Below are 23,537 nucleotides of genomic sequence, written 5' to 3' on the forward strand. Positions count from 1 at the left end.
GCGGAGACTTGGCGGTTGAGCCGCCCGGAAGCCCGACTAGCGGCGCCGCTGCTGGCTGTTGAGGAGAGAGCGCAGGACGAGGGCGCAGACGGCGACCGAGGCGGCGGTGATGGCGACGGCGAGCAGCATGGAGACCAGGACCGCGCCGACGACCAGGACGGCACCGGTGCCGCCGGCGACGACCACGGCCAGGCCGGCCGGGGTAAGGCGCACGGCCGGGGACTGTGCCGAGGCGGGGGCGTGGTGGTGGTTGCAGACCGGAGCGGGGGCGGTGTGGCGGGGCTCGATGTCACCCGTGGCGGTCGGCTGGACGAGCGGGCTGACGATGCCGGTCGGGAGCGGGTTGACCGGGATGCGCGTCCGGAACATGGCGGTTCTCCCTACTTGTTGATCGTGGTGTCGATGAGCGGGGCGAGGACGCTGTCGGCGAGGAGGTAGCCGCCGAGGAGGATCACGGCGACGAGCCACCAGGGCGGGCGGATGAGCTTGATGCCGAGGCCGCCGACGACAATCAGGGCGAGCCAGAGCGGGACGTCCATGACGCTGGACTCCTTCGAGTTCTTCGAGGTCAGCGGGGCTTGCAGCGGTGGGTGCGGGCGGCGAGCTGGGCGGCCGAGGAGCTGGAGTACTCGGTGGACCAGCCGCAGCCGTCGGCCGTACACACGGCGGTGTACTTAGTGCGGCCGTGGCGGTCGCGGCGGGTGCCGATCTGCACCGGACCGATCCGCATCACGGAGTGGAAGTGATCGCGAGGGGCCATGAGGGTCTCCCTTCAGGCGAGCTGGGCGGCGATGGCGTTTGCCATCAGGGGCGGGACGCCGAGGCGGGCACGCAGGGTGTCGGTGTCGATCGGGTAGCCGGTGCGGGCGCGGTAGTCGTCGGCGACCTTCCGGGCGTGAGCGACGAGCGCCGGCGGTACGGCCACGGGGGCGGGTTCGGGCTCCGGTGCGGGTTCCGGGACCGGCTCCGGCTCCGGTGAGGGGAGGGCCGATGCGGCGCCGATCTCCGGCTCAGGCTCGGCTACGTCATCCCGTTCGATGACGGCTTCCACGGCCGAGGGCTGTTCGGTAGTCGTGTCGGGTTCGACCGGCGCCACCGGATGCCCGGGGGAGTGGACAAGGAGGGTGCCTCCGAGGAACGCGAGGGCGGGCCAGCCCGCGACGAGGATGCGCAGCCAGGCGGGTACGTGGCCGAGGTCGAGGAGGCCGGCGGTGGCGACGTTCGCACCGAGCGACGCGGCCAGGGCGACCGTGAACCAGGTCCAGGCCGAGCGGGCAGGCGCACCCGCGGCCCGCGAGGTCCGCAGCCGATGCCAGGCGGCGACGAGCAGGAGATCCACGGAGACCGGGTAGGCCCAAGCTTTCCAACCGGACTGTCCAGCAGCCGCAGCCAGGTCGTGGAGGTGAGCGAAGGACAGGGCGCCGGCGATCACGGCTTGTACGAGGACTGCGTCCGGTCGGCGAATGGGACGCATCGGAGGGTCCTCCTTCCAGTTTCGGGCATGGGCGGGGTAGGGACCTGGCGTGAAGCGGTCACGCCGCCGTGCAGCGAGGGGATTCAGACGATCGCAGGAGCCGTGACGGCCGAGGGTGCCGCAGCCTTGCCCAGAGGCGGAAGGACGGGCCGGAAGACGTCCAGCAGGGGGATCTCAGGCGTGCGGTGAGCGTGGGAGTTCACGATGTTCACGGCCCGCCGGAGCGAGAGGTGGGGAGTTCGGATGCGGACCCACCCACCGGAGGAGTCGCCGGCGATAGCCGTGCCGGGTCGGTCGGTGCGGATCTGGACCGTGGCGAGGACGGCGTCCGGGGCGATGTCGCCGAAGGCCATGTTGGCGGAGGTCTCGTCGTTGACGCGGTGGGCGGTCCGGCCGGTGAGCTGGGCGCGAAGCATGGTGATGCCCTTGCCGAGCTCGGAGCCGAAGCGCTGCCCGCAGATCTCCAGGTAGATGCCGGCGGCGCGGCCGAGCTGGGAGAGCCGGACGAGGGAGGTGATGATCCGGTCCCGTCGCTTCTCTTCCTCCTTCGTGGCGAAGAGAGCGAGTTCAGCAACCTCATCGACAAGGAGCACGATCGGGACCGGTCGCAGGTGATCGGGCAGGTCCCAGATGTCGGCGGTGATCTCCGCATCCGGCAGGTCTGCACTCAATCTCTGCTCACGGCGGATCAGCTGGTAGACGTCCTCCATGTGCTCGACCAGCGCATCGAGGAGGTCGGCGGCGGCATCAGGGTTGTCGGCCAAGGCGGTGAACCGTCGGGCGAGCGGGCCGAGTTCGACTCCCTGCTTGCAGTCGATCCCGACAAGGGCGACATCCAGCGTGGCGAGCGCGGCGACGAGGTTGCGCTGATAGACGGACTTCCCGGACTGGGTGGCACCGACGTTCAGGGCGTGCGGGGTCTGGCGGTAGTCGCGGTAGTAGACCTCCCCGTCCTCCCGCATGGCGACCGGAACCCGCATCACCCCACCACGGGCAGCCGCGGGCATCTGAACCCGCTTGAGGACGTCGTACCCGGTCATCCGCAGCTCGACGACACCCGAGCGGACCTCCCGGGCGGTGACGTTCTGCATGACGAACGAGTGCCGGAGCCGGTCCGAGGCAGCGGAGAAGTCGAAGGCGTCCTGACCGGGCCGCAGCTTCACCCGCAGGACGAGCCCAGTACGTGTCGGCCGCAGCCGCAGAATCCGGGGCGCCCGCGAGTCGGGGATGGGCCGGCCGGTCATCCGGGCCAGCGCCAGGCGCCAGCGCGAGGGCGGGACGGTCAGCCCACACGCGTCCATGACCGACGCGTACCGGGCGAGGATCCGCACCACCGCGAAGACGACACCGAAGCTCATCCAGTACCAGGCCGGACGCTGCCACCGCAGCAGCAGCGCGACCGTGGTGACCAGCGCGAGGATGACCGTTAAGGCGGTCACGGGTCAGCCGACCTTCGCGGCGGCGAGCGAGGTGACGGCGACGGCGCGGAAGCTGATGCCGTGGCGCTTCTGGCCGTTGAACTCGTTCTCCCAGGGCCGGGCGACGACGCCGGTCAGGGCGACCGGGGTGCCCATCGTGAGCTCCTCGGAGATGCCGGTCTTGGGCACGGTCAGGTTCAGGATCTCGGCGTTGCCGTCCATGACGAACATGACGTCGACCGTCATCAGCGGGGCACCGGTGTCGCGGTCGGTGGCGATCTCGCCGGTCTGGCGGTTGGCGATCTTCGGGGCCGGGGGCTGGGCCACCATCACCATCGCGGCGGAGGTGTCGACGGGGATCTGACGCACAGTGGATCACTCCTCTATAGAGGTTGGGCTCTTTCACTCCTGTATAGGAGTGACATGAAGAAGAGTGCACCACTCCTGTACATGAGTCAACCCGCCGCAGAGGGAAACCGCAGCGGGTTGAGGGGAGTTGAGCGTGCGTCAGTCGGTCGCGGGGATCCGGTACTGGAAGACGAACTGGTCAGCGGCCATGAGGGTGTCGCAGACCTCCACGATCCGCCCCTCCTTCGTCACGGCATCCCGCAGCAGGTGCACCACGGAGGCGCCAGGGCTCAGGGCCAGCTCCGACGCTTCCGCCTTTGAGGCCGGCCGAGCCTGAAGGGTCTCGATGAACTCGGCGAAGGTGTGGCCGTGGTCTTCGAGCCGGGCGTAGATGCCGCCGGGGCCGGGGTTCTCGGCGAACAACTCGGGAATGTCCTTCACGACGTCCCAGGGCAGGTAGGACGAGGCGGTCTCGACGGGAGTCCCGTTCCGGAAGTACAGACGCCGCCGCGCGAGCACCTGCGTACCCTCGTTGACGCCGAGCCGCTCGGCGATGTCGGCCGGCGCTTCCATGGGCCCGATGTAGAGAACGCTCACCTTGGCCGTGGCGCCGGACTGCTCGGACTCGGCGAGGTAGGCGGCCTTACCGCCCCGCCGGTGAGAAGCGCGGAATCGATCCGAAGACCGAAGCCGTACGGGAGGTCGGTCCTTCACGATCGACCCCTTCCCGTGCCGGGTCTCGACGAGCCCACTGGCCCGTACCTCCACCATGGCCTTACGGATGGTCCCGCCGGCGACCCCGTACCGCTCGACGAGCTCGGACTCACTGGGCACCATGTCGCCGGCCTTCAGTACGCCGGACCGGATCTGCTGGACGATCTCGTCCGCGATCTGCACGTACCGAGGTACGGCCCTGCCAGCTCCTGCTGGAGTTCCCACAGTCCTACCCACTCTCATATGCTCCTGTACATGAGTAACGGGAGCGCGGGAACAAAGTCAACGCCACTCCACTCGGTGTCCGTGGCCGGAGCGGTAGTGCGCGAGGACGGCCGCCTCCTGGCCATCCGCCGAGCGGACAACGGCACGTGGGAACTCCCTGGCGGAGTCCTCGAACTCACCGAGGCCCCGGAAGCAGGCGTAGCCCGCGAGGTCCTAGAGGAGACAGGCATCCACGTAGAGGTGGACGAGCTGACGGGCGTCTACAAGAACACCACCCGCGGCATCGTCGCCCTGGTCTTCCGCTGCAAGCCCTCAGGCGGCACCGAACGAACCTCGAACGAGTCCACTGCGGTCGACTGGCTGACACCGGCCGAGGTCGAGGAGCGCATGGCGGAGGTCTACGCGATTCGGCTCCTTGACGCATTGGATGGGCACGGCCCCCATGTGCGGAGCCATGACGGCCGCCAACTGATCGGATGACTCGCGAGGAAGCGATTCTCCTCATACAGCGCCTCATGAACGCAGAGTCCCCCGAGAACGAGCCCTCCGAGGTCCTGGCAGCCCTCAAACAGGGCCTGGCCTGCCCGCACATCAGCGACTACATCTTCTGGGACCTAGACCCCGAGCTGACTCCCAAGAAGGTGGTCGACAGGACCATGGCCTACAAGCCGATCGCCCTCTGAGGCCAGCGCGGTAAGAGTTTCTCTACTTCATCAAGGCACCCGCCGCGCACGGCGCGGCGCGCGCGGCCCGTCGCCCGGGCCTGCGCTCCTGTCTCCGCCCCGCTCCAGCCCGGCCGCCGGCCCGCACGCCTGACAGCTCGGGTTGATGGGTGACGAACCCACGACGTGGCCGAGGCGGTACGCGAGTGCGGCTCAGGACGATGCCTCCGGCGGGGGCGCTCAGGCTCCGGGATGGCGGGGGCTCGGTGCGCGGGTGCCGACCGGTGGGGTGTGGCGGTGGGGACTTCCATCCCGTCTGCCGTCGACCCAGGCAGAGCCGAGCAGACACGGCACCGGGCGTCCAGGTCGTTCGTCCAGTGGGGCGCTCCACCTGGACGCCCGGCACCGCGCCTGCTCCACGGTGTGTGGGTCGACGGCAGACGGGATGGGAGCGTGAGGAGGTATGGGCTGCGGCTCCAACCCTCACCGCGACGAAATGCGCAGGCGCCAAATCCTGCCACTCATCTTTTACCGAGCGTGCCGAGCAGAGCCGATTCTTGACCGATTGGGTTAGTGAGCTCAACGCATCCTGCAGCGCTTTAGCTACCCAGGGGAAACTTCAGCTTGCTGTGGATGCGCCGAACGCCTCACTGAGAGCAGCCTGGTACAAAGCATCGAGTTCTTGATTGCGCTGCCTCATTCTGCGAATGATCTCATATGCACTGTCGAGCAGAGACGAGATGTGGAGCTGGGTCTTTTTATCCGGAAGGGGGACCATGAGATTCTCAAAAGCCTTGATCCCTAGTGTGCGATTGCGCGCCGTGGTGCCAGGGGAGCTCTTAAGGATCAGCGGATGACCAGCCTCGCTGAGGAAGTAGTACCTCATATAGCCGGTATCAATATCCTCCTGCCTTTTAGGTACGTAGGGCAGGAAACGCTGCGAAGCAACGCGCTCGACGTCAGACTCGTCTGACAGTGCGATCGCCTTCTCCCAGGCCTGAATATTGCTAAGTATCAAGGCGCCAGCAGGGATCCGATAGTACTTTAGCTTACTCAGTGTCGAACCGAGTTGCGGTTCTCGACGGATAATCCCCTTACCGAACGAGTAAACGCCAATCTGAGAGTACTTCTGATCTGGGTCAACCGAAACTGGGGTCCGAGAGAGTTCCATGACTGAGCCAACGCGAACATGAGGAGCTTTTACCTCGCAGAGGCTATTATGCAAGGATGCAACCAAGCCTTCGGCATGTTGCGTTCTCTCGACACTGTAGTTCCGCGCCCCATGAAGACGGTCAAGTCGATCTGCGATTTCCTGCTGTTCATTAATTGAATCAGGTAGAGGCACTCTGATCGAGAGCATCCGCTGAGCACTCACTCGCTCGCGGCGAGCCCCGACGCCGCGAGACTCGCCCCGCAAGAGTTCCCAAAATCCTGGCCATCGGAAGAGGTGTTGAAGGTAGGCGGAATCCGCTACGTCGTGATTGATTGCAAATGTCGGGAACTCGGGAGAGAGGAACCAGCCATCAAGGTGCTCGGGAACAACGGCGATAGCTCCCTCGAATGCCTTGAGGCGGCTGAGCACGACGCTGCCTGCGTGAAGGCGATGCAACTTCGGATAGCTGGTTTCGCTCCCTCGGATTGGCTCGCGAGTAAACAACCCTCGACCGAATCCGTAAACCCCGGCAATATCAAACCGATCGTTTGGTGAAACGGAGACGGCGTCAATAGAAATGCTGAGGGCTTCGTTTAGGAGCTTCACTGGTCGCTACCCCTCAGATCTTCCTGGACCTTCCTCAGCAGCGCGAGGATTCCTTCCTCGGTTTGAATGAGTTCCCGAATAATGTCGGCTGGCTCGCGGTGAACCTGCGCGTCGTCCTGATAGGGGTTCCGCACGTCTAGGTCAAGTAGCTCGTTGAGCGCTTTGCGAGGGACCCGCCAGGCGTAGCGGTTCTCTACGCGGCTAGTACGTTCGGATCCACCCCACCATGCCTCAATATCACCAAGATGAGCATCGGTCATCGGTTTCGTCTTGGTGAAATTGCGCCGACCGTCTGGAAGCGGCAGCTCATAGAACCACGTTGCTTTCGTTGGTCCCGTCCGGTCGAAGAATAGGACGTTGGACGGAATGAGAGTGTATGGGGCGAAAACTCCATTCGGAAGTCTTAGAACAGTATGGAGGTCGAAGTTGTCCAGCAGCTGCCGACGCACCTTCTCTCCGACTCCGCCTTCGAACAGAATGTTATTTGGAACCACCACTGCGCAACGCCCACCCTCCTTCAGGCGCTCCATAATGACTTGCAGGAAGAGCCATGCCGTGTCATTGGTGCGTTTTTCCGTCGGAAAGTTCTTCAGTACGCGTGATTCCTCCTCGCCGCCAAACGGCGGGTTGGTGAGAACCACGTCAACTCGGTGATGCCGGTGAGAGGCGATCGGATGGTGCAGGGTGTTGTCTAGGGTCAGATTCGGGCGATTGACGCCGTGCAGGAGCAGGTTCATCGTCGCCAACAGAAACGGAAGAGACTTCTTCTCAATCCCCTGCAGGTTGACGTCGATGGCATTGGCCTCCTCCGCACTCATGCCGTCGGCATACTGCTTACGGAGATATTCAAAGGTTTCTACGAGAAAACCGCCTGTGCCGCAGGCCGGGTCAAGAACCATCTCGTGCGGCTTAGGGTCAGTCATGCGAACCATGAAACGCACCACGGCCCGCGGTGTATAAAATTCGCCTGAATCGCCAGCAGCGTCCCGCAGCTCTTGGAGCATAGACTCATAGACATGAGCCATGGTGTAGACCTCGCTCTGAGCATGGAAATCAATGCCCGCGATGGTGTCTACGACCGAGCGAAGTAGGTAGCCGGATCGCATCCGGTTCTGGACTTCCTTGAAGATCGTCCCGATGACGTCAAGCTCAGACGAGCCGGATCGCCGGGCTAGATACGGCAAGAGGTCGGCGTTTACGAACTCCGTGAGCGTGTCGCCTGTCCGGCGCTGCTTCTCGGGGCAGCCGGCCCAGTCACGCCAGCGGTAGGGCTCCTCAATCAGCGGCTCGAAGGTTCCCTCGCCGAAGTCTTCCCGGTCCTCCTCCTGCGCATCCAGTGCCTTGAGGAAGAGCAGCCAAGAGAACTGGGGAATGCGCTCGATGTCGCCGTTGAGACCCGAGTCCTTCCGCATGATGTCACGCGCCCGCTTGATGATGGCGTTGAGGTCAGCGACCTTGGCACGCCGCTCACCTGCTGGTCGTGCGGTGGTCTCATCAGGCAGATTGAACAGAGTGCTCACGCGGGTTCTCTCCGGACAGGATGGTAAGGCTTGGCGGCGGGCAGGCCGATGCGAGCCTTCGGATCATGGGGGTGAGGAGCCTCAGTGACAGCTTGAAGCCTCGTCCCCGCCTTCGGGAGGGTAGTCGCTTTCAGGCCGCGTAGAGGACTCTCTGGAGCTCATCCCACGTCTGGCGGAGACGCTCCGGTCCGCCGAAGAGGCTTGCGATCTCTCGTAGCGAACCGTGCCGACGCATCGGCTCCAGCTTCAGGACCTCCAGCTTCTCCAGTTCTCCCGCGCCGTGCACGGCATACCGATCGAGAAGCTCGTCGATGACAGCCCGAGCTTCCTCAGGCAACGGCTCGAAGAAGTCACCCTTCGCGCGCTTGGCCCGGTAGACGCGCTCGTGGCGGCTGATGGCTGGCTCGTTCCAGGCCACATGCATCAGCACATCCAGGGGATCTGCATCGGTCAACCCCGTCCGCTCGCACAGCTCGTCCAGAGCGATGCCTCGGGCACCCAGCGCTTCGGCGATTTCACTGCGCGAGGGAGCCGTCCGCCAACGAGTGCGCAGCTTGTCGGGTCCGGGGAAGAGCTTTCGCACCACCCCTTGGGCGTAGTCGCGGTACTCGACAAGGCGGAGCTGGTCGCTACCGGGTTCCGTCATCCAGACGCCCTCCGCGGTGATCTCCACCTCCGTGTCTTCCATGATGAACTTACGGGGCGGTACAGGAGTGGCCGGCGGCTGGTCCTCGTCCTCGCCCTCGTCAGTTGGGGACGCTTCAGATGAGTTGGTCTCCGGCTCCACCAACTGTGGATCACAGACCACCTGGCCATCGTCGTCGATCGTGTCCTGGACCTCGTACTCGGCTGGACCATCGAATTCAGCGTCCTCGAACAGGACGGTCGCGCCGACGAAGTCGATGATCTCGAAGGACAGCTTGTCGTAGTCCTCAGCCAGCCGCGTTCCCCGGCCGATAATCTGCTTGAACTCATGCACGGATCCAACTGGGCGGAACAGGACCACGGTGCGGAGGGTCGGAATATCGACGCCCGTTGACAGCATGCGCGACGTGGTGGCCACGACGGGGGCCAACGTCTCAGGGTCTTGGAACTGCTCGAGCTTGTGTTTTCCCCAGTCACCCTCCTTACTCACAATGCGGGCTGCATAGTCCTTATGGATTCGGGACATGTCCTTGTTAGCGTTGGTCATGGCCTGCCTCATATCGAGCGCGTGGTCCGAGTCGACGCAGAAGATGACCATCTTCCCCATGCGGTCTGTGTCATGGAGATAGTCCGTGAGGTACTGAGCCGCCGCGTCGGTCCGCTTCAGGAGCGAAATGATGCGCTCGAAGTCCTTCGTCTCATACAAGCCTTCGGGTATTTCCCGCTGATACTTGTCGACCTCGCCAGCGGTGATTTGGACCCCTTCGGCATCCGGACTGAGCACGACGCGGCGTACTCGGTAGGGTGCCAGGTATCCATCCGCAATACCCTGCTTGAGTGAGTAGGTGTAGAGGGGTTCGCCGAAGTACTTGTACGTGTCGATGTTTGCGGCACGCTTCGGGGTGGCGGTCAGACCCAGCTGAATCGCTGGGCTGAAATGGTCAAGGATCGCCCGCCAACTGGACTGCTCCTTGGCGCTGCCTCGATGGCATTCATCGACGATGACCAAATCGAAGAAGTCGGGCCCGTACTCCTTAAACAGGTCGGCACGAGTCACATTGGTGAGAGCCTGGTAGGTAGCGAAGTAGATACTCCGCGCGGTGTCCTTCTCGCCGCGGATGCGGTGGACCGCTTCGCCGAAGACGGGCGTGAATTCGTTCCGCATCGGCTGCTCGATGAGGCTGTCGCGGTCTGTCAAGTAGAGGACACGCTTGAGGCCAGCCTGCCCGGTGTGCTCCCAGTACTGCATCAACTTCCAGACGATCTGCATCGCCGTGAAGGTCTTGCCGGTGCCGGTCGCCATGGTGAGCAACAAACGGTCGCGCTGGCCACCCAGGCAAGCAGCCACCGTGCGGTGGATGGCAATGCGTTGGTAGTAGCGGGGTTCCTTCGGGGTTCCGTCAGCGTGCTTCAGCATGCGGCTGAAGGGCTCGCGCAGTACATCTGCAACGGTGCTGTCGGTGATGCCCTGATGGATCAGGTACAACCCCCACAGCTCGTCTGGGCGCGGGAAGTACTCGGGGCTCGTCTCTTCACCGGTCAGGAAGTTGAACATGGCGACGCCGTGGCCGTTAGTCGAGATAGCTACGGGCAAGTCGAGCTGCTCGGCGTACGCCTTGGCCTGCTGCAAGCCGTCGCGGGGATCAGCGAACTCGCGCTTGGCTTCGACGACTGCTACCGGGACGCCCTCGGCGATCTCCAGGACGAAGTCGGCCTGAAGAGGCCGCTGCCGACGATGAGACCGGCCAGCCCGCACGATCCGCCCTGCCGTGACCGGCACCTGCTCCTTGATCTGGCCAGGCAACCACCCCGACTCGTCCTTCAGACGCGGAAGCACGTAATCCCGGCAAATGGTCGCTTCATCCCGCCCCTTGTCAACCATGGTCATCACGGTACGCCAAAACGCTGACAACCGGTCCGTCCTGGAGCTGTATGCCCTTAGCCAGAGCTGGACTTGGACCCTTGAGGCAGTTCTCGCAGGTCAGCACACGGGGCAGACCCAAAATGCCCCCAGCGAGTTGCTGGGGGCATCTTGATGGCGCAAGCGAGGTTCCTACGGCCTGACGTGTTCCGAGGAAGCGGTGTTCTCGTTGCTGCTGGCGAGGATTACACCTGCGGAAGCCGACGGCCACGGCTCTCTGCAACACGTAGCGCCTGTCCCAAGGCTTGCGCGAGGTCTGTGGACGCAGCACGCAGGTTCGCCAGGTCGGGCTCCGTGAGGCTCAGCACCTCGATCGCGTGCTCCAGGGCATCAGCCGCAAGGTCTAGGGAGGCTGCTTCGAGACTGTCGGCCAGGCGGGACAGGTAGCTGTTGCTGTCGTCGGTGCTCAGGAAGCATGGTTTGCCGTCGGGGCCGGACCAAGGGAGGAGCCGCAGCTCGTTACGGGAGGTCACCTGTCCATCTCCCTTTCCTTGGGTGTCGGGTGGGTGGTGAAGACCGCGTCTGCGGCATCGCTAGGGAGCGCCAGGAGCACGGCCTCGATCACGCGGCCCGTGGAGTTGATGGCGACACTCGTGATGGTGAGGACCGTCCGCGTGGGGCTGATGCGGAGGGTCGTTGCCTCTTCCGGGGTGGGGAGGCGGGCGGTGACCGTCTCTTGGGCCTTCACCCAGTCCGCGTTCCGGCCACCGGGCCACGTGCACGAGCCAAGGTGTGCGGCCGGCGCGAGATCGCGGGGGACGTAGATGCGGGCCACGCTTCGCGGGGTCTCGCCCTCATAGGTGGTGCAGTGGAACTCGGTCAGAGGGGTGTTCGGCGGGACCTTCAGGAGGGTTCTGATGTGGCCGCGGGCACGGAGGGTGGCCGTACGGATGGTGGTCTGGAGGTCGGGGGTGAACGGTATGCGGGCGCCGCTGGTGTAGGTGATGCGGCGGAGGGTGGGGCGGACGAAGTTGCCCTTGCCGTGGGTCTTCTCGATGAGTCCTTCGGCCTGGAGGAGGGCGAGGGCCTGGCGGATGGTCGGGGTGCTGACCTTGTAGTGAGCCGCGAGCTTGGGTTCCGAGGGGAGGCGGGTGCCGGGCTTGAGGTGGCCGGTGGTGATCTGGGTGCGGAGGTCTTTGGCGATGGTGTCGCGGAGGGTGGGCACGGTCGTGGTCACCACCTTTTGTGGACTCGGAGGGCGACCAGGCGGGTGCGGGGGTGCATGGTCAGTTGCTCGCCCGTTTCGAAGAGGAGGTGTTTGGCGCCGAGGGGGAGTTGGCGGAGGTCAGCTACTCGGCAGGGCTGGCCGCCGATCTGGATGACGTCGCCTCGCTGGACGTTGATCGAGGTGATCTCGATGGGGGCGACCACGGCGCCGGTCGGGGTCCAGGGCTTCATCCTGTTGCCTCCGGGCGGGGCGGGGTGGTCGCCGGTGTGTGGCAGGGGCAGGCGCATGCCTCGTAGATCACCGGGATGTCGACGGGGGCCGTTGTAGGGGAGGAGTGGACGCACTCGTGGTGGGTGCCGATCTGGCACCGAGACGAGCGGTACGGGGTGGGCTTCGCGTGGGGCATCAGGCTGCCTCCGCCGGCGTGAGCTGGAGGTGCTCAGTGGTGGGGACGCGTGGGCGGACAAGGGTCGTATCCTCGGGGCGGGTGATGGCCTGTCCCAGCAGGGTGTTGGGGCGTAAGGGCTTGTGGGAGCGGGCGGTTCGGGCGTGCCGCGGTCTGGTGGGGTGGAGTACGCGGCGGATACGGTTGAGCACGCTGATCAGCTCCTATCGCTGATGGCCAGGTCCCCGGACGTCGCCCGTCGCGGGGACCGCTTTGTTCACGGCGGCCCAGAGGGTGCGGCCGCCAAGGCTGGTGGCCAGGAGACCGAATCGGTCCGCCGCAGCCACGACTTCCAGGACCTCCCGCCATGTCTCGGCGGGGAGGGACTCCGGTACCTCTGCTTCGATCGATGTGTGCCGCGGGTGCTCTTCCACGCGTGTGGTGAGTCCGACGGCTGACAACCGGGCGGCGAGGGCCTCCGCGCTTACTTCTGAAGCAGGCACAGGGCAGCCTCCGTCACCGGCGATCACTTTGAGTGAAGCTAGTTAACTAGATTAGAGCTAGTGGACTAGATTTTCCATATGCCTGAGCAGCCGCCTTACCTCCGCATCGCCGAAGAACTGCGGCGGCGGATCGCGGAGCACGAGTGGACCCCTGGAGACCGGCTGCCCTCGCGGGCCCAGATCGGCCAGGAGTGCGGGGTGGGCGAGAACGTCGTCCGTCGGGCCCAGGAGCTGCTGATCTCCCAAGGAGTACTGGAGGGACGGGCCGGATCCGGGACCTACGTGGCCGAGCCCCGGCGGCGGGTGCGGATGGTGCGGTCCGCGGCGCGCGAGCAGCCGGATGGGTCACCGTTCCGGGCCGACATGAAGGCCGTGGGAAGGAACGGCGGCTGGGAGAGCCGGACCGATGCCAAGGTGCCCGCGCCGGCGGAGATCGCTGCGCGGCTCGGGATCGGTGAGGGCGAGCTGTGCGTCCGGACCGTGTACGAGTTCCTCGCCGACGGACGGCCCGTGCAGCTGTCGACGAGTTGGGAGCCGTACGACCTCACCGGCGGCACACTCGTCGTCCTGCCAGAGGGCGGGCCGCATGCCGGGGCCGGCGTGGTGAACCGTATGGCCGAGATCGGAGTCACGGTCAGCCACGCCGTAGAGCAGCCCGAGCCGCGACAGGCGACCGCCGAGGAGGCATCGCTCCTGGGAATCCAGAAGGGCGCCCTCGTCACCCGGATCCGGCGGACGTACTACAGCGACGAGGGGCGGCCTGTGGAGACGGCTGACATCGTCGTTCCTGCCGCCCTGTGCGAGATCGTCTACGAAATCCCTGTCAGTCGACGGCAGGGCTAGGCCACCAGCTCTAGGGCGGGTGGCCAGGCCACGCCCTCGCATGAGCTTGTTGATGTTGCTGGGTCGCGCGGAGGGGCGCTGAACTACCCATCTCTTTAGGCCAGGTCATGCTGATGGGTATCGATCTGTTCAGTTGCGGTCGGCCACGCACTACGGTTGCGCCAAAGGTGTTGTGATCAGTGCGCACTGTGCACAGGAGTGTGGATGCAGCCTCTGTATGCGGTCGATTTTGACGTGTCGTCGACGCGTGGAGCTTCCTTTGATGTGCTTGGGCAACTGCGTGAGCATCTTGCGTCGTGGCTGAACAGCCCTCCTAGCGGCGGGCCCACGGCAGCGGACCTGGTCGTGGCAGGAGAGGCGCTGCTGGCTGCCAAGCCGCCCGGCCGTGAGCAGAGGCAGGTGCGTTGGTGGGTTGAAGCAGGCGACGTTGCTCAGGCGCTGCGGGTACGTTTGTCGCATCCGATCGACAGTGGTGCACGGTTCGTCACGCAGGTGACGCTGGCCAAGGTCTCCGATCAGGTGTCGCTGCGGGTCATGATGGGACAGGAGATCCCGAGTGGTTGGCTAGCTCCGATCCAAGACCCGTCGTTGTACCGGCCGAACGTATTGGGCAGGGTATGCGGGGACGAAGCACTTAGCCTGCGCACTCTGAGCCAGGTGGTGACCGGTCGGTTCGAGCCGATCCGCCAGAGCGAGCAGGTCTCGGTGCTTGCTGAGTCGCTGGCGGCTCCCACCCGGCTGCCTGCTCTGCTTATTCAGCCGCGGGACGAGTCAGCGTGGCAGCTCGCCAGACGGGCTTCGTCCCAGCTTGCCGGCCTGGCTCAGGTCGTCACCCTCAACTACGCAACCAGCCGGGCTCTTTCGCGGGAACTTCCTGAACTGCAGGTCCCCGATGGCGGGGTTCTTCTAGTCTGGCCCGATCTCCGGCTGTCTCATCCGCGCTATTCCCGGTCTGAGATCGCCGTCGAGGGAATGGTCGAGCACTGGATGCGGACCCTGGCGGAGCTGTCCGTGCTTGCGCGTGGCTCCGACCGGGGGTGGGACGCGGCTCGGCAGTCGGCGCGCGCGACTGCTGCCCGACGGGCGGCTGCCCAAGTCGAGGAGGCGCGTCGTCTTGGTGACGCGGCGGCGGAGCGGGCGGCACTGGAGCAGCGCGTACGTGAGTTGGAAGAAAGCGTCAGCGAGTGGGAAGGGCTGGCCATATCGGAGGCAGCCCGAGCGGATGAGCACGTGTCCAAGGCTGCTGACGCGGCCAAATTCGAAGAGGAAGCGATACGGTGGCGCAAGCTCTATGAGCAGGAACGCGTCTCCAGCGGTGCCCCTTCAGCACCGGTGGACCCCTGGGCGACTATCCCTGACTTGCAGAAGGGGGTCTCGGCTCCCACATACCGAGCGCTGGAGGCCGCTTCGGAGGGTCGGGTCGTGTTCACCCCCAACGCCGAGCGAAGCTGGAAGTCAGATCAGTACCGCTTCCATGAAGAAATGACTGAGCAGTTGATCTTGCTTGCCAAGGCGGCAGCAGACCTCTATGAGCAGCCACAGCCGTCTATGCCGCGCCTTGACGAATGGTTCTCCACCCAGCACGGGCTAAAAGTGGCAACGAGCGATCTGACCATTAAGAAGGATCCGAAGATGCGGTGGGCCTCCCACGGGGGTAAACAGCATGACACCCTGCCACATGTGAAGGTGCGAGACGGGGTTGCGCATAGTGACTGCGGACGCATTCACTTCGCCCTGGACCCCGACAACCGTCGCTTCATCGTTGACCATGTAGGCGTCAAGAAGTACTGACTGGCCTGCATGGCTACTCATGCAGCGCATCTGACATCCGCGATCGACATCACGCGGTTGGGTGCGGGCAGCGTTACGCGGTCACTAGCGCCATGACAGTACCTGGCAGTAGACCTCATGCAGCCGAGCCGATCGAACTTACAAGGCAGGTGTCGGCGCCGGGGTCCGTGCCAGATCCATGCCAGATCGAGCAGTCAGTCACGGTCAATTGGGGTCCGTGATGGTGCAGGCAAGTGCGGGGCCCGCAGCGTCGGTGTACGCCCGTTGACCAGTCAAGACCGCTGTGTGTGCGGTGCCAGGCTTACAAAGCAGATGTCGGCGGTTCGAAACCGTCCGCGCCCACCAATACGAAGGCCCCGGACCGATCATGGTCCGGGGTCTTCCGTGTTCATCGGGGCGGTGGGTGGGGCGTTCGGTGGACCATGGGGGTGTGGCGGTGACCGTTTGGGTCGATGGCTGGCAGATGCAGTGCTGTGGGGAGGGCTTCGCGGCAGGTGGTGTCGTCTCGTGGGATCTGGTGCGGGTCGATCCGGAGGATTACGCCGATGTCGTCGGGGAGCGGTGGGCCCCCGCGATCGACTTTCGTGAGGAGCATCACGGGCAGGAGCCGGACCGCGTGGCCGTCTCGCTGGAGGTGCTGACGATCGTCGAGGTCCACTGCCGGTACGAGACGTCCCCGGGCATGACCGCCTTCCCCGTGCCGGGTACGGCCGTGCTGGTTCCGGTCGAGGCGGCGGACGGGTGGGCCGAGGTCCGGCCGGGCGTTCGTTTCGCGGGGTATCTGGTGACCGCCCGCCTGGCATAGGGCCGGCCGGTGCGGAGCTTCCGGCGATCATGGTCGGGGGTCTTCGGCGTGGCGGGAGCGGGTGTGGTCGGATGAGGGGATGAGCACTCTGTACTTGTTTGCCAGCGCCGCCGAGCCCGTTTTCGACATCGCCCGCGTCATCGAGGACGCGCAGGCCGACGGCTGGGACGTCTGCCTCGGGCTCACCCCCACGGCGGCGCGCTGGCTCGCCGGGTCGCTCGACGGGCTCGCCGTGCTCACCGGGCATCCCGTGCGGTGGGACTACGGGCTTCCCGGCGAGCCGGACGTGTGGCCGGAGGCCTCGGCGGTCCTCGTCGCGCCGGCCACCTTCAACACCGTGAACCAGTGGGCGCTCGGGATCGTGGACAAGTTCGTCGTCGGCGTGGTCGCGGAAGGTGTCGGCAAGGGGATTCCGATGGTGGCCATGCCGTGCGTGAGCGCGGCCTATGCCCAGCACCCGCAGTTCGAGCGGTCCCTGGAGACCCTTCGTGGCGCCGGGGTCTCGGTGCTGTACGGCGAGGACGGGTTCCTGCCGGACCCGTCGGCGGGCTTCCCGTGGCGGTCGGCCCTCGATGCCGTCCGTGAGCGGGTGGCCGTCGGTTGAGGGGCGGCCACCGTCGGCTGAGTGGGTGGCTGTCCGTTGAGGGGTGAGGGGGCGTGCCTCGAAGCTGAGGGGGCGTGCCTCGAAGTTGACGTGGACGCGTCCTGGCCGGTGTACTCCGGGCATGTCTGACGTGGGGGACGCGCCCGAATCGGGGTCGCAGGGCGGCGAGATGACGTCGCAGCGGTACATCGAGACCAGGATCGTCCAGTATCAGGAGTGGTACGACGCCAAGGCGACCCGGATGAAGGCGATGCATCTGCGGATGCGGACCGTGTCCGTCGTCGGTGGCGCGCTGGTCCCGGTGTTCGTGAACCTGGACCTGGGGTTCGCGCGGGTCACCGCCACGGCGCTGAGCGTGGTCGTCGTCGCCGCCATCTCGCTGGAGAGCGTGTACCGCTACCGGGAGCAGTGGAAGAACTACCGGTCGACGGAGCAGCTGCTGGGGCACGAACGCATCTACTTCGAGGCCAAGGTCGGGCCGTACCGCAACCTGGGCCGGCGCGACGCGTTCTCCGTCCTCGTCGCCCGCGTCGAGAAGGCCATCGCCAACGAGAACTCCGCCACCCTGAACGTCATGACCCTCGGCGGCCAGGTCGACTCCGATGTGCAGCAGCACGGGATTCCGGCCGCCCGGCAGGAGGCGGAGGAGGCCACGTAGCGCGCGCCTGCGGGCCCCGGCCCCGGGTGCCGGGGCCCGCAGGGTGTCAGCCGACCCGCGCGGTCAGCACCACTTGTAGTCGACCCGCGTCGAGTTGTACGAGCAGGTGTCGACCGTCGTGCCGTTCGACCTGCGCAGCTTCGCCGTGTCCCGGTCGTTGTTCCAGACGTACGCGGCACGGTTCTGGTACACGTTCGCGGCCGTGTTCGTGCCGCGGCCCGTGCGGACCGTCACGATCTTGCCCTTGCCGAGCGTGTAGTTGCCGAACGTGTACTTGTGGTTGGCCGCGTCCGTCAGCGTCCAGCCCCGCAGGTTGACCGCCGCGCCGGTCGTGTTGCGTATCTGGACGTACTCGGCGTTGAGGCTGCCGTTGGACCGGTTGTCCGTGCCCGGGCTGTCGTAGTAGATCTTGTACAGATGGACCGAGCCGACGGCCTGGGCCTGCGAAGGCAGGAGGAGGACGCCGGAGGCGGCGGCCGCGGTCACGGCCGCGAGCGTACGTACGCGAAGCATGAATGTCCCTCAGTTCTCTGCCGGACTCCCGCCGATGGGGCCCGGCGCACACAGGATATGCATGATCTTCACTTCTTCCGCACGGCTTCCGGCCAGTCCCGGTCGTCCGTCCTGGACTCGTCGCATGGGCAGCGAACCGCTGCGGATCACCGTCCTCGGGTCCGCCACCCCCTTCCCCCAGCCGGGCAACGCCTGCTCCGGCTACCTCGTCGAGCACGGCGGTCTGGTCTGGCCGCCTTCGCTCTGCGCGTCGAGGACGGAGGCGGGCGTTAGCTCGTCTGCTCCGGGGACTGCGAGCCCTGTCCCGCGCTCGTCGAACTCGCCCTCGTCTGCGACCTGTTCGTCTGCGAGGCCGATGGCTCCGTGCCCGGGCACCACTCGGCGGCGCAGGCCGGACGGAGTGCCGCCGACGCCCGCGCCGGCCGGCTCGTCGTGACCCACGTCGGGCCGGGGACCACTCCGGCGGAGGCCGTCGCCCTCGCCGCCGCCGAGTACTCCGGCGACATCGCCCACGCCGACCCCGGGCTGTGGTTCGAGGCCGGTGCCGGTGCCGGTGTCGATGTCGGGGCCAGAGCCGGGGGCGGAACCGGAGCCTGAGGCGGGTCCGGCCTCACGCGTCGAAGTCGTACTCCAGGACGTACGACGACGAGTCCAGCGTCATCTCGTTGAGCTCCACCGCCATCCCGGGCCCCGTGAAGGCCGTGCGGCCGATGAGCACCACCGGCGTCCCGAACTCCAGGGAGAGCCGGTCCGACTCGTCCGCCGTCGGCATCCGGCAGCGGATCTCCTCCCGGAACCGCACCGGCCGGTGCCCCAGCTCCGTCAGCCGCGCGTAGGTGCCGCCGGGGCCCGTGTCCGGCTCGGTGATCGGCGTACCGCGCACGAGCTCGGCGGAGAGGTACGACACGGAGAGCAGCACCGGCTTCGTGTCGAGGACGAAACGGCGGCTCCGGACGCAGACCGGTGCCCCAGGCGCCAGGTTCAGCGCCCCCGCGACCCGGTCGCCGGCCGCCGTCTCGCCCACCTCGATCTGGTCGACGACCAGCTCCCGGTCCTCGACGTCCGCCGACCAGACCGAGCGGCCACTGCCCCACCGGTCCCCGGCGAGGCGCGGGATGCCCCGGCGGCGCAGCGGACGGAAGACCCGGACGAAGACCCCGGCGCCCTTGCGCGCCTCGGCGAGCCCCTCCGTGCGCAGCACGGACAGGGCCTGGCGGGCGGTCATGCGAGCCACGTCGTAGGTCGTCATGAGGTCGTTCTCGCCGGGGAGCCGCTCACCCGGCGCGAAGGCGCCCGACTGGATCGCGGTTCTCAACTCGTCGGCGATGCGCTGGTACTTGGGCCGACGAGCGCTGTCCTGGTCAGTCACGGGTGGACCACTCCCTTCGTCTGCGGGACACCCTACGGCGCGCTCCTCGGCCCGGCTGCACGCCTGTACGCCGTCCCGCCCGGTCGATCCATCCATCGGGGGACATCTCTAGAGATACGTTGACAGGGCCCGGTCGCCGCGCTTCCCTGAGTGTCCCCAAGCTTCAGGAACCGGGACGGAGGGGATGCGTGCAGCCACTGCCCGAGGTCGGTGACCTCGTCCGCGACACCGCCACGGGGCGGGTCGGTTTCTATGTGGAGAGCGTCTCCGGACGCTTTCTGATCCGCGCCGTCCACGGTGGCGTCGAGTGGGAGGCCGAGCCCGTCGACGTCCAGCTCGCCACGCCCCTCCACGAACTGCGCGCCCGCACCGCCGAGATCAACGCACGGAGCAGACGCGGTCTGGGCGGGTGAGGGGGAGCGGCGACCGGGGGTGGTCGTTCCTGGGGATCGCGGGTCGTTCGGGACGGTTGCGGCCGGGACCGCGGCGAGCCCGGGTGATTGTCAGTGGTCCGCGCCACACTGGAGACATGTGCCGCAGCATCAAGACGCTCCGCCCGCCCGTCCTGCCCGAGGAGGCGACCGAGGACGACATCCGCGCCGCCGCCCTGCAGTACGTCCGCAAGGTCTCCGGCTTCCGTGCCCCCGCCGCCCACAACCGCGAGGTCTTCGAGCGGGCCGTGGACGAGATCGCCGACGCGACCGCGAGACTCCTCGCCGACCTGGAGGTGCGCGGCGTGCGCCCTGCCGCCGTCAGGACGCGGCAGCCTCGGCCGGACGTCGTCAGGACGCGGGAGCCTCGGCCCGTCGCCCTCAGGACGCGGGCGCGGGAGCCGCGGCCGGACGCCGTATGAGGTACGCGGCGAGGCCGCCCGCCAGGAAGAGCGCGAGGGTCGACACCCCCGCGCTGAACCAGGTCGCGCCCAGCCACTGACCGCCCAGCCAGCCGAGCCCCACGCTGTACGAGGCCCAGGTCACGCCCGCCAGCGCCGACCACGGCAGGAACTCCTCGACCCGCCGCTTCGCCGCGCCCGCGCCCAGCGAGACCACGGAGCGGCCGGCCGGGGCGAAGCGCGCGAGCACCACGAGCAGTCCACCGCCCCGCGCGAGCGCGGTGCCGAGACGTTCCTGCGCCAGTGAGAGGCGGCGCGAGCGTCCGATCGCCCGGTCCAGCCTGGCCCCGCCGCGCAGCGCCAGCCGGTACGCGAGGAAGTCGCCGAGCACCGAGGCGCCGGCCGCGCAGAGGAGCAGGGGGAGGAGCGACGGTACGCCGGTGGACGCCCCGGTGGCCGTCGCCGCCGCCGTGGCGGCGGTGATCACGAGGAAACCGCTCGGCAGCACGGGCAGGAAGACGTCGAGCAGGATCGACGTCGCCACGACCGGGTAGATCCATGGGCCGGCGGTGAGCGACCGCAGCGAGCCCAGGCTGTCGAGCAGATTCACAGGCCTGAGACTACGCGGGGGCGGGCGCCCGACCGCCGGTGGGTGCCCGGCGCCGGGCCGGGGAGAGGGGCCGGTCGGTGCCCGGGCCGGGGGAGAGGGGCCGGTCGGTGCCCGGGACAGGGGAGAGGGCCCGGTCAGTACCCGGGGCCAGGGAAGAGAGGCCGGTCAGTACTCGGGGCCAGGGAAGAGGGGCCGGAAACCGTGCTGCGGTTTCCGGCCCCTCCCGGTAGTCGTGCTCGTACGTCAGGCCGCGACCGGCGCGCCCCGATCCTCCCGTGCCTTCGCGGCCGTCGTCTCCCCGGCGCCGAAGAGCCGGTCGAGGGCCAGCGCGCCCGGGCCCGTGAACACGAGCAGCGCGAAGGCCCAGCAGAACATGGCCGCGCTCTCGCCGCCGTTCTGGATGGGGAGGAGCGACTCCGGCTGGTGGACCTTGAAGTACGCGTACGCCATCGAGCCCGAGGCCAGGAAGGCGGCGCTCCGGGTGCCGAGGCCGGCCAGGACCAGGATGCCGGCGCCGAGCTGGATGACGGCCGCGTACCAGCCCGGCCAGGTGCCGGCCGGTGTCGCGCTGCCGCCGAGGACGCCGAAGAGCGAGGAGGCGCCGTGGCAGGCGAAGAGCAGGCCGACGACGATGCGGAAGAGGCCGAGCGCGTAGGGCTGGGCCTGGTTCAGACGGGCGGTGAGGCTCGCGGGGGCGTCAGGGGAGCCGAGGGTGCCGGGCGTCGTGCCGGCCTTGGCGGTGTTCGGGGCGTTCAGGTCGGTCATGGGGGTGGGACTCCTTCGGTCTGGCCTCGTCCGTGGGGAACGGGGCGCGGGGGGACGGAAACCGATGAGGTCGTTAGGTTAGGCACCCCTCACTAGTGCTTGCAAGTTCAACATTCGGCCACCGGGGAGTGTGTGGCGGGGCTCACTCCCCGGTGGCCGCCGCTGATGCGGGCTCAGCGGAACGGTGCTCAGCAGCCGTTGAGGACGGACTGGAGGGCGCTCTTCTCGGCGGAGTCGACGCTGAGGTTCCAGTAGTACTTCACCTGCACCCACGCCCGGACGTACGTGCAGCGGTAGGCCGTCCGCGAGGGCAGCCACGTCGCCGGGTCCTGGTCGCCCTTGGCCTGGTTGACGTTGTCGGTGACGGCTATGAGCTGCGGCCGCGTGAGGTCGTTCGCGAAGGACTGGCGCTGGGCGGTGGTCCAGGAGTTCGCGCCCGAGCGCCAGGCCTCGGCGAGCGGGACCATGTGGTCGATGTCGAGGTCGGAGGCGACGGTCCAGGTGGCGCCGTCGTACTCCGAGTACCAGCTGCCGCTGATCGCGGCACAGTTGGAGTCGGTGACGACGTTCACGCCGTCGCGCTTGAGGACGGTCTCGCGCGTGTTGCAGGTGCCGGACTGGGTGATCCAGTGCGGGAAGAGGTCCCGGCTGTAACCCGTGGTGGAACCTTCCGCCTTGACCGTGAGGGTGGCCAGGTACGTACGGGCGGTCGCGGCGCTGACCGGGGTCGGCATGGCGGCCTGCGCTGCCGGTGCGGTGGCGAGGAGGCCGGTGACGGTGAGGGCGGCGGAGGTGGCGAGAACGGCGAGTCGACGCGCGTAGATCATGCCGACGGGCATGTGAACTCCCTTGATGTGGGGGGACCTTGGCTGGCAGCCGTCCCCGCGGGGTGCCGGGCGGTCGGGCCCGGTCATCGTGGCGGCGCCAGGTTTCCGTAGGGGGTGCGCCAGGTAACAGGGTGACGACATGGACACGTCACATCAAGGGGTGTGCGGGTCCTGATGGAGCGCCAGGTTCCGCCCGTGTTCAGGAGTTCAGGAGGGATGGGGAAAGGGGGCGGGTGCGTGGGCCCGTGATCCGCCCCGGAAACGCCTCGCGCGCGGCCGGAAGATCCGGCCGCGCGCGAGGGTAGGGGGAGCGCCGCGTCTACGGCAGTACGGTCAGCGTGATCGAGCCGTCCTCCGCGCGCTCCACCCGCAGCCGGGTGAGGTCGGCGACGTGCACGTCCGGCGCGAAGGCCGCCGCGCGCGGGCCCACGCCCACCACCCGCATGCCGGCCGCGCGGCCCGCCCGGATGCCCGCCTCGGAGTCCTCGAAGACCACGCAGTCCGCCGGGGCGAAGCCCAGCGCCGCCGCGCCCTTGAGGAAGCCCTCGGGGTCCGGCTTGCTGGCGCCGACGCTCTCGGCGGTGACCCGGGTCTCCGGCACGGGGAGCGCCGCCGCGCCCATCCGGGCCTGGGCGAGGGCCTCGTCCGCCGAGGTCACCAGGGCGTGCGGGAGGTCCGCGATGGCGGCCAGGAAGGCGGGGGCGCCGGGCACGGGGGCGACCCCGTCGAGGTCGGCGGTCTCCTCGGCCAGCATCACCCGGTTGTCGGCGTGGTTCTCCGCCATCGGGCGGTCCGGGAGGAGGACGGCCATCGTGGCGAACCCCTGGCGACCGTGCACCACCTTGAGCACCTCGTCCGGGTCGAGCCCGTGCCGGTCCGCCCAGCGGCGCCAGCAGCGCTCGACGACGGCGTCCGAGTCGACGAGGGTGCCGTCCATGTCGAGGAGGAGGGCGCGGGCGGTGAGCGTTGCCGGGGTGCTGGCAGGCATGGGGTCTCCAGAGGGGGTCGCGGAGAACGAAGTGGTCCCGCCCACCGGTCAGGGAGTGCGGGCGGGGCCACTTTGTTCTTTCACGATACAAAACCGGGGGTCGTCTTGGCCAGCCGGCCCGCGTGCTGGGATCCCGCGGACCGCCGTAGGCCCCCGCCGGGCCCCACCGCCGACCGTCGTCGGCTCGCTG

General features: G+C 67.4%; 29 protein-coding genes and 1 pseudogene. 10 read left to right on the plus strand and 20 right to left on the minus strand.

Annotation, left to right across the window (positions count from 1 at the left end):
• Positions 1-36: 36 nt before the first annotated feature.
• From BLW86_RS26135 to BLW86_RS26165, 7 genes are all read right to left on the minus strand, one after another.
• Positions 37-369, minus strand: a complete 333-nt coding sequence (locus BLW86_RS26135) for a SpdD-like protein (protein WP_093876297.1) — start codon at positions 367-369, stop codon at positions 37-39.
• 11 nt (positions 370-380) lie between these two features.
• Positions 381-539 carry a hypothetical protein gene (locus BLW86_RS26140; RefSeq protein WP_093876298.1) on the minus strand — a complete coding sequence of 53 codons (159 nt, stop codon included), beginning with the start codon at positions 537-539 and terminating at the stop codon, positions 381-383.
• A 29-nt stretch (positions 540-568) separates the two neighbouring features.
• Positions 569-760, minus strand: a complete 192-nt coding sequence (locus BLW86_RS26145; RefSeq protein ID WP_093876299.1) for a mobile element transfer protein — start codon at positions 758-760, stop codon at positions 569-571.
• A gap of 12 nt (positions 761-772) precedes the next feature.
• Positions 773-1,474, minus strand: a complete 702-nt coding sequence (locus BLW86_RS26150) for a DUF2637 domain-containing protein (protein WP_093876300.1) — start codon at positions 1,472-1,474, stop codon at positions 773-775.
• 83 nt (positions 1,475-1,557) lie between these two features.
• Positions 1,558-2,913, minus strand: coding sequence for an FtsK/SpoIIIE domain-containing protein (locus BLW86_RS26155; RefSeq protein ID WP_093876301.1), 1,356 nt, complete (start codon positions 2,911-2,913; stop codon positions 1,558-1,560).
• Between the two features lie 3 nt (positions 2,914-2,916).
• Positions 2,917-3,261 (minus strand): SCO3933 family regulatory protein, encoded by a 345-nt coding sequence (locus tag BLW86_RS26160; protein WP_093876302.1) that lies wholly within the window; start codon positions 3,259-3,261, stop codon positions 2,917-2,919.
• A gap of 138 nt (positions 3,262-3,399) precedes the next feature.
• The gene (locus tag BLW86_RS26165) at positions 3,400-4,197 is read right to left on the minus strand and encodes a GntR family transcriptional regulator (protein ID WP_093876303.1); all 798 of its coding nucleotides are present in this window, start codon (positions 4,195-4,197) and stop codon (positions 3,400-3,402) included.
• Here BLW86_RS26165 and BLW86_RS26170 point away from each other — a divergent pair, their 5' ends adjacent.
• Together BLW86_RS26170 and BLW86_RS42150 are read left to right on the plus strand one after the other, a co-directional pair.
• On the plus strand, positions 4,198-4,659 hold the full coding sequence (locus tag BLW86_RS26170) for an NUDIX hydrolase (RefSeq protein WP_177181756.1): 462 nt from the start codon (positions 4,198-4,200) through the stop codon (positions 4,657-4,659).
• Between the two features lie 35 nt (positions 4,660-4,694).
• A complete protein-coding gene (locus BLW86_RS42150; protein ID WP_177181757.1) occupies positions 4,695-4,862 on the plus strand; it encodes a hypothetical protein in 168 nt (55 codons plus the stop codon).
• 598 nt (positions 4,863-5,460) lie between these two features.
• Here BLW86_RS42150 and BLW86_RS41055 read toward each other — a convergent pair.
• The 7 genes from BLW86_RS41055 to BLW86_RS43325 all read right to left on the minus strand — a co-directional run bounded on the left by BLW86_RS41055 (position 5,461) and on the right by BLW86_RS43325 (position 12,742).
• A complete protein-coding gene (locus BLW86_RS41055) occupies positions 5,461-6,600 on the minus strand; it encodes a restriction endonuclease subunit S (RefSeq protein WP_143060277.1) in 1,140 nt (379 codons plus the stop codon).
• A complete protein-coding gene (locus BLW86_RS26180) occupies positions 6,597-8,120 on the minus strand; it encodes a type I restriction-modification system subunit M (RefSeq protein WP_256341432.1) in 1,524 nt (507 codons plus the stop codon). The genes BLW86_RS41055 and BLW86_RS26180 overlap by 4 nt, the downstream gene beginning before the upstream one ends.
• A gap of 130 nt (positions 8,121-8,250) precedes the next feature.
• Positions 8,251-10,647: an EcoAI/FtnUII family type I restriction enzme subunit R gene (gene hsdR / locus BLW86_RS26185; protein ID WP_093878874.1), complete on the minus strand. Its 2,397-nt coding sequence runs from the start codon at positions 10,645-10,647 to the stop codon at positions 8,251-8,253.
• 224 nt (positions 10,648-10,871) lie between these two features.
• Complete coding sequence (locus BLW86_RS26190; RefSeq protein ID WP_093876305.1) at positions 10,872-11,159, minus strand: hypothetical protein; 288 nt, start codon at positions 11,157-11,159, stop codon at positions 10,872-10,874.
• The gene (locus tag BLW86_RS26195; protein ID WP_093876306.1) at positions 11,156-11,863 is read right to left on the minus strand and encodes a GntR family transcriptional regulator; all 708 of its coding nucleotides are present in this window, start codon (positions 11,861-11,863) and stop codon (positions 11,156-11,158) included. The genes BLW86_RS26190 and BLW86_RS26195 overlap by 4 nt, the downstream gene beginning before the upstream one ends.
• Entirely contained in the window at positions 11,860-12,084 is a 225-nt protein-coding gene (locus BLW86_RS26200; RefSeq protein WP_093876307.1) for a hypothetical protein, read from the minus strand. Before BLW86_RS26200 ends, BLW86_RS26195 begins: the two co-directional genes overlap by 4 nt.
• A 379-nt stretch (positions 12,085-12,463) precedes the next feature.
• Positions 12,464-12,742, minus strand: coding sequence for a hypothetical protein (locus tag BLW86_RS43325; RefSeq protein ID WP_093876309.1), 279 nt, complete (start codon positions 12,740-12,742; stop codon positions 12,464-12,466).
• A 78-nt stretch (positions 12,743-12,820) separates the two neighbouring features.
• Here BLW86_RS43325 and BLW86_RS26215 point away from each other — a divergent pair, with 78 nt between their 5' ends.
• The 5 genes from BLW86_RS26215 to BLW86_RS26235 all read left to right on the plus strand — a co-directional run bounded on the left by BLW86_RS26215 (position 12,821) and on the right by BLW86_RS26235 (position 17,443).
• Positions 12,821-13,585 carry a GntR family transcriptional regulator gene (locus tag BLW86_RS26215; RefSeq protein ID WP_093876310.1) on the plus strand — a complete coding sequence of 255 codons (765 nt, stop codon included), beginning with the start codon at positions 12,821-12,823 and terminating at the stop codon, positions 13,583-13,585.
• 204 nt (positions 13,586-13,789) lie between these two features.
• A complete protein-coding gene (locus tag BLW86_RS26220; protein WP_143060278.1) occupies positions 13,790-15,376 on the plus strand; it encodes a hypothetical protein in 1,587 nt (528 codons plus the stop codon).
• A 430-nt stretch (positions 15,377-15,806) separates the two neighbouring features.
• A complete protein-coding gene (locus tag BLW86_RS26225) occupies positions 15,807-16,181 on the plus strand; it encodes a DUF6578 domain-containing protein (protein WP_093876312.1) in 375 nt (124 codons plus the stop codon).
• Positions 16,182-16,260: 79 nt separating this feature from the next.
• Positions 16,261-16,785 carry a flavoprotein gene (locus tag BLW86_RS26230; protein ID WP_093876313.1) on the plus strand — a complete coding sequence of 175 codons (525 nt, stop codon included), beginning with the start codon at positions 16,261-16,263 and terminating at the stop codon, positions 16,783-16,785.
• A 121-nt stretch (positions 16,786-16,906) separates the two neighbouring features.
• Complete coding sequence (locus BLW86_RS26235; protein WP_256341433.1) at positions 16,907-17,443, plus strand: DUF4231 domain-containing protein; 537 nt, start codon at positions 16,907-16,909, stop codon at positions 17,441-17,443.
• Positions 17,444-17,506: 63 nt separating this feature from the next.
• Here BLW86_RS26235 and BLW86_RS26240 read toward each other — a convergent pair whose 3' ends face one another.
• Positions 17,507-17,956 carry a lamin tail domain-containing protein gene (locus BLW86_RS26240; protein WP_093876314.1) on the minus strand — a complete coding sequence of 150 codons (450 nt, stop codon included), beginning with the start codon at positions 17,954-17,956 and terminating at the stop codon, positions 17,507-17,509.
• 363 nt (positions 17,957-18,319) lie between these two features.
• On the opposite strand from BLW86_RS26240, the gene BLW86_RS26245 reads away from it, so the two are divergent.
• On the plus strand, positions 18,320-18,553 hold the full coding sequence (locus BLW86_RS26245) for a hypothetical protein (protein ID WP_093876315.1): 234 nt from the start codon (positions 18,320-18,322) through the stop codon (positions 18,551-18,553).
• 13 nt (positions 18,554-18,566) lie between these two features.
• Here the strand turns inward: BLW86_RS26245 and BLW86_RS26250 are convergent, their stop codons facing one another.
• Entirely contained in the window at positions 18,567-19,325 is a 759-nt protein-coding gene (locus BLW86_RS26250) for a GntR family transcriptional regulator (RefSeq protein ID WP_093876316.1), read from the minus strand.
• 188 nt (positions 19,326-19,513) lie between these two features.
• Here BLW86_RS26250 and BLW86_RS26255 point away from each other — a divergent pair, with 188 nt between their 5' ends.
• Together BLW86_RS26255 and BLW86_RS26260 are read left to right on the plus strand one after the other, a co-directional pair.
• Complete coding sequence (locus tag BLW86_RS26255; RefSeq protein WP_093876317.1) at positions 19,514-19,738, plus strand: hypothetical protein; 225 nt, start codon at positions 19,514-19,516, stop codon at positions 19,736-19,738.
• 116 nt (positions 19,739-19,854) lie between these two features.
• Positions 19,855-20,061, plus strand: a pseudogene (locus tag BLW86_RS26260) (DUF2277 domain-containing protein); the annotation flags it as partial.
• A 76-nt stretch (positions 20,062-20,137) separates the two neighbouring features.
• On the opposite strand, the gene BLW86_RS26265 reads toward BLW86_RS26260, so the two are convergent.
• From BLW86_RS26265 to BLW86_RS26280, 4 genes are all read right to left on the minus strand, one after another.
• The gene (locus BLW86_RS26265; RefSeq protein WP_371129591.1) at positions 20,138-20,767 is read right to left on the minus strand and encodes a DedA family protein; all 630 of its coding nucleotides are present in this window, start codon (positions 20,765-20,767) and stop codon (positions 20,138-20,140) included.
• 243 nt (positions 20,768-21,010) lie between these two features.
• Positions 21,011-21,532: a DoxX family protein gene (locus tag BLW86_RS26270; RefSeq protein ID WP_093876318.1), complete on the minus strand. Its 522-nt coding sequence runs from the start codon at positions 21,530-21,532 to the stop codon at positions 21,011-21,013.
• Between the two features lie 188 nt (positions 21,533-21,720).
• Complete coding sequence (locus BLW86_RS26275) at positions 21,721-22,371, minus strand: HNH endonuclease family protein (RefSeq protein ID WP_093876319.1); 651 nt, start codon at positions 22,369-22,371, stop codon at positions 21,721-21,723.
• Between the two features lie 307 nt (positions 22,372-22,678).
• Complete coding sequence (locus BLW86_RS26280) at positions 22,679-23,347, minus strand: HAD-IA family hydrolase (protein ID WP_093876320.1); 669 nt, start codon at positions 23,345-23,347, stop codon at positions 22,679-22,681.
• Between the last annotated feature and the right edge of the window lie 190 nt (positions 23,348-23,537).

Source organism: Streptomyces sp. TLI_105, from assembly GCF_900105415.1.
GTDB lineage: Bacteria > Actinomycetota > Actinomycetes > Streptomycetales > Streptomycetaceae > Streptomyces.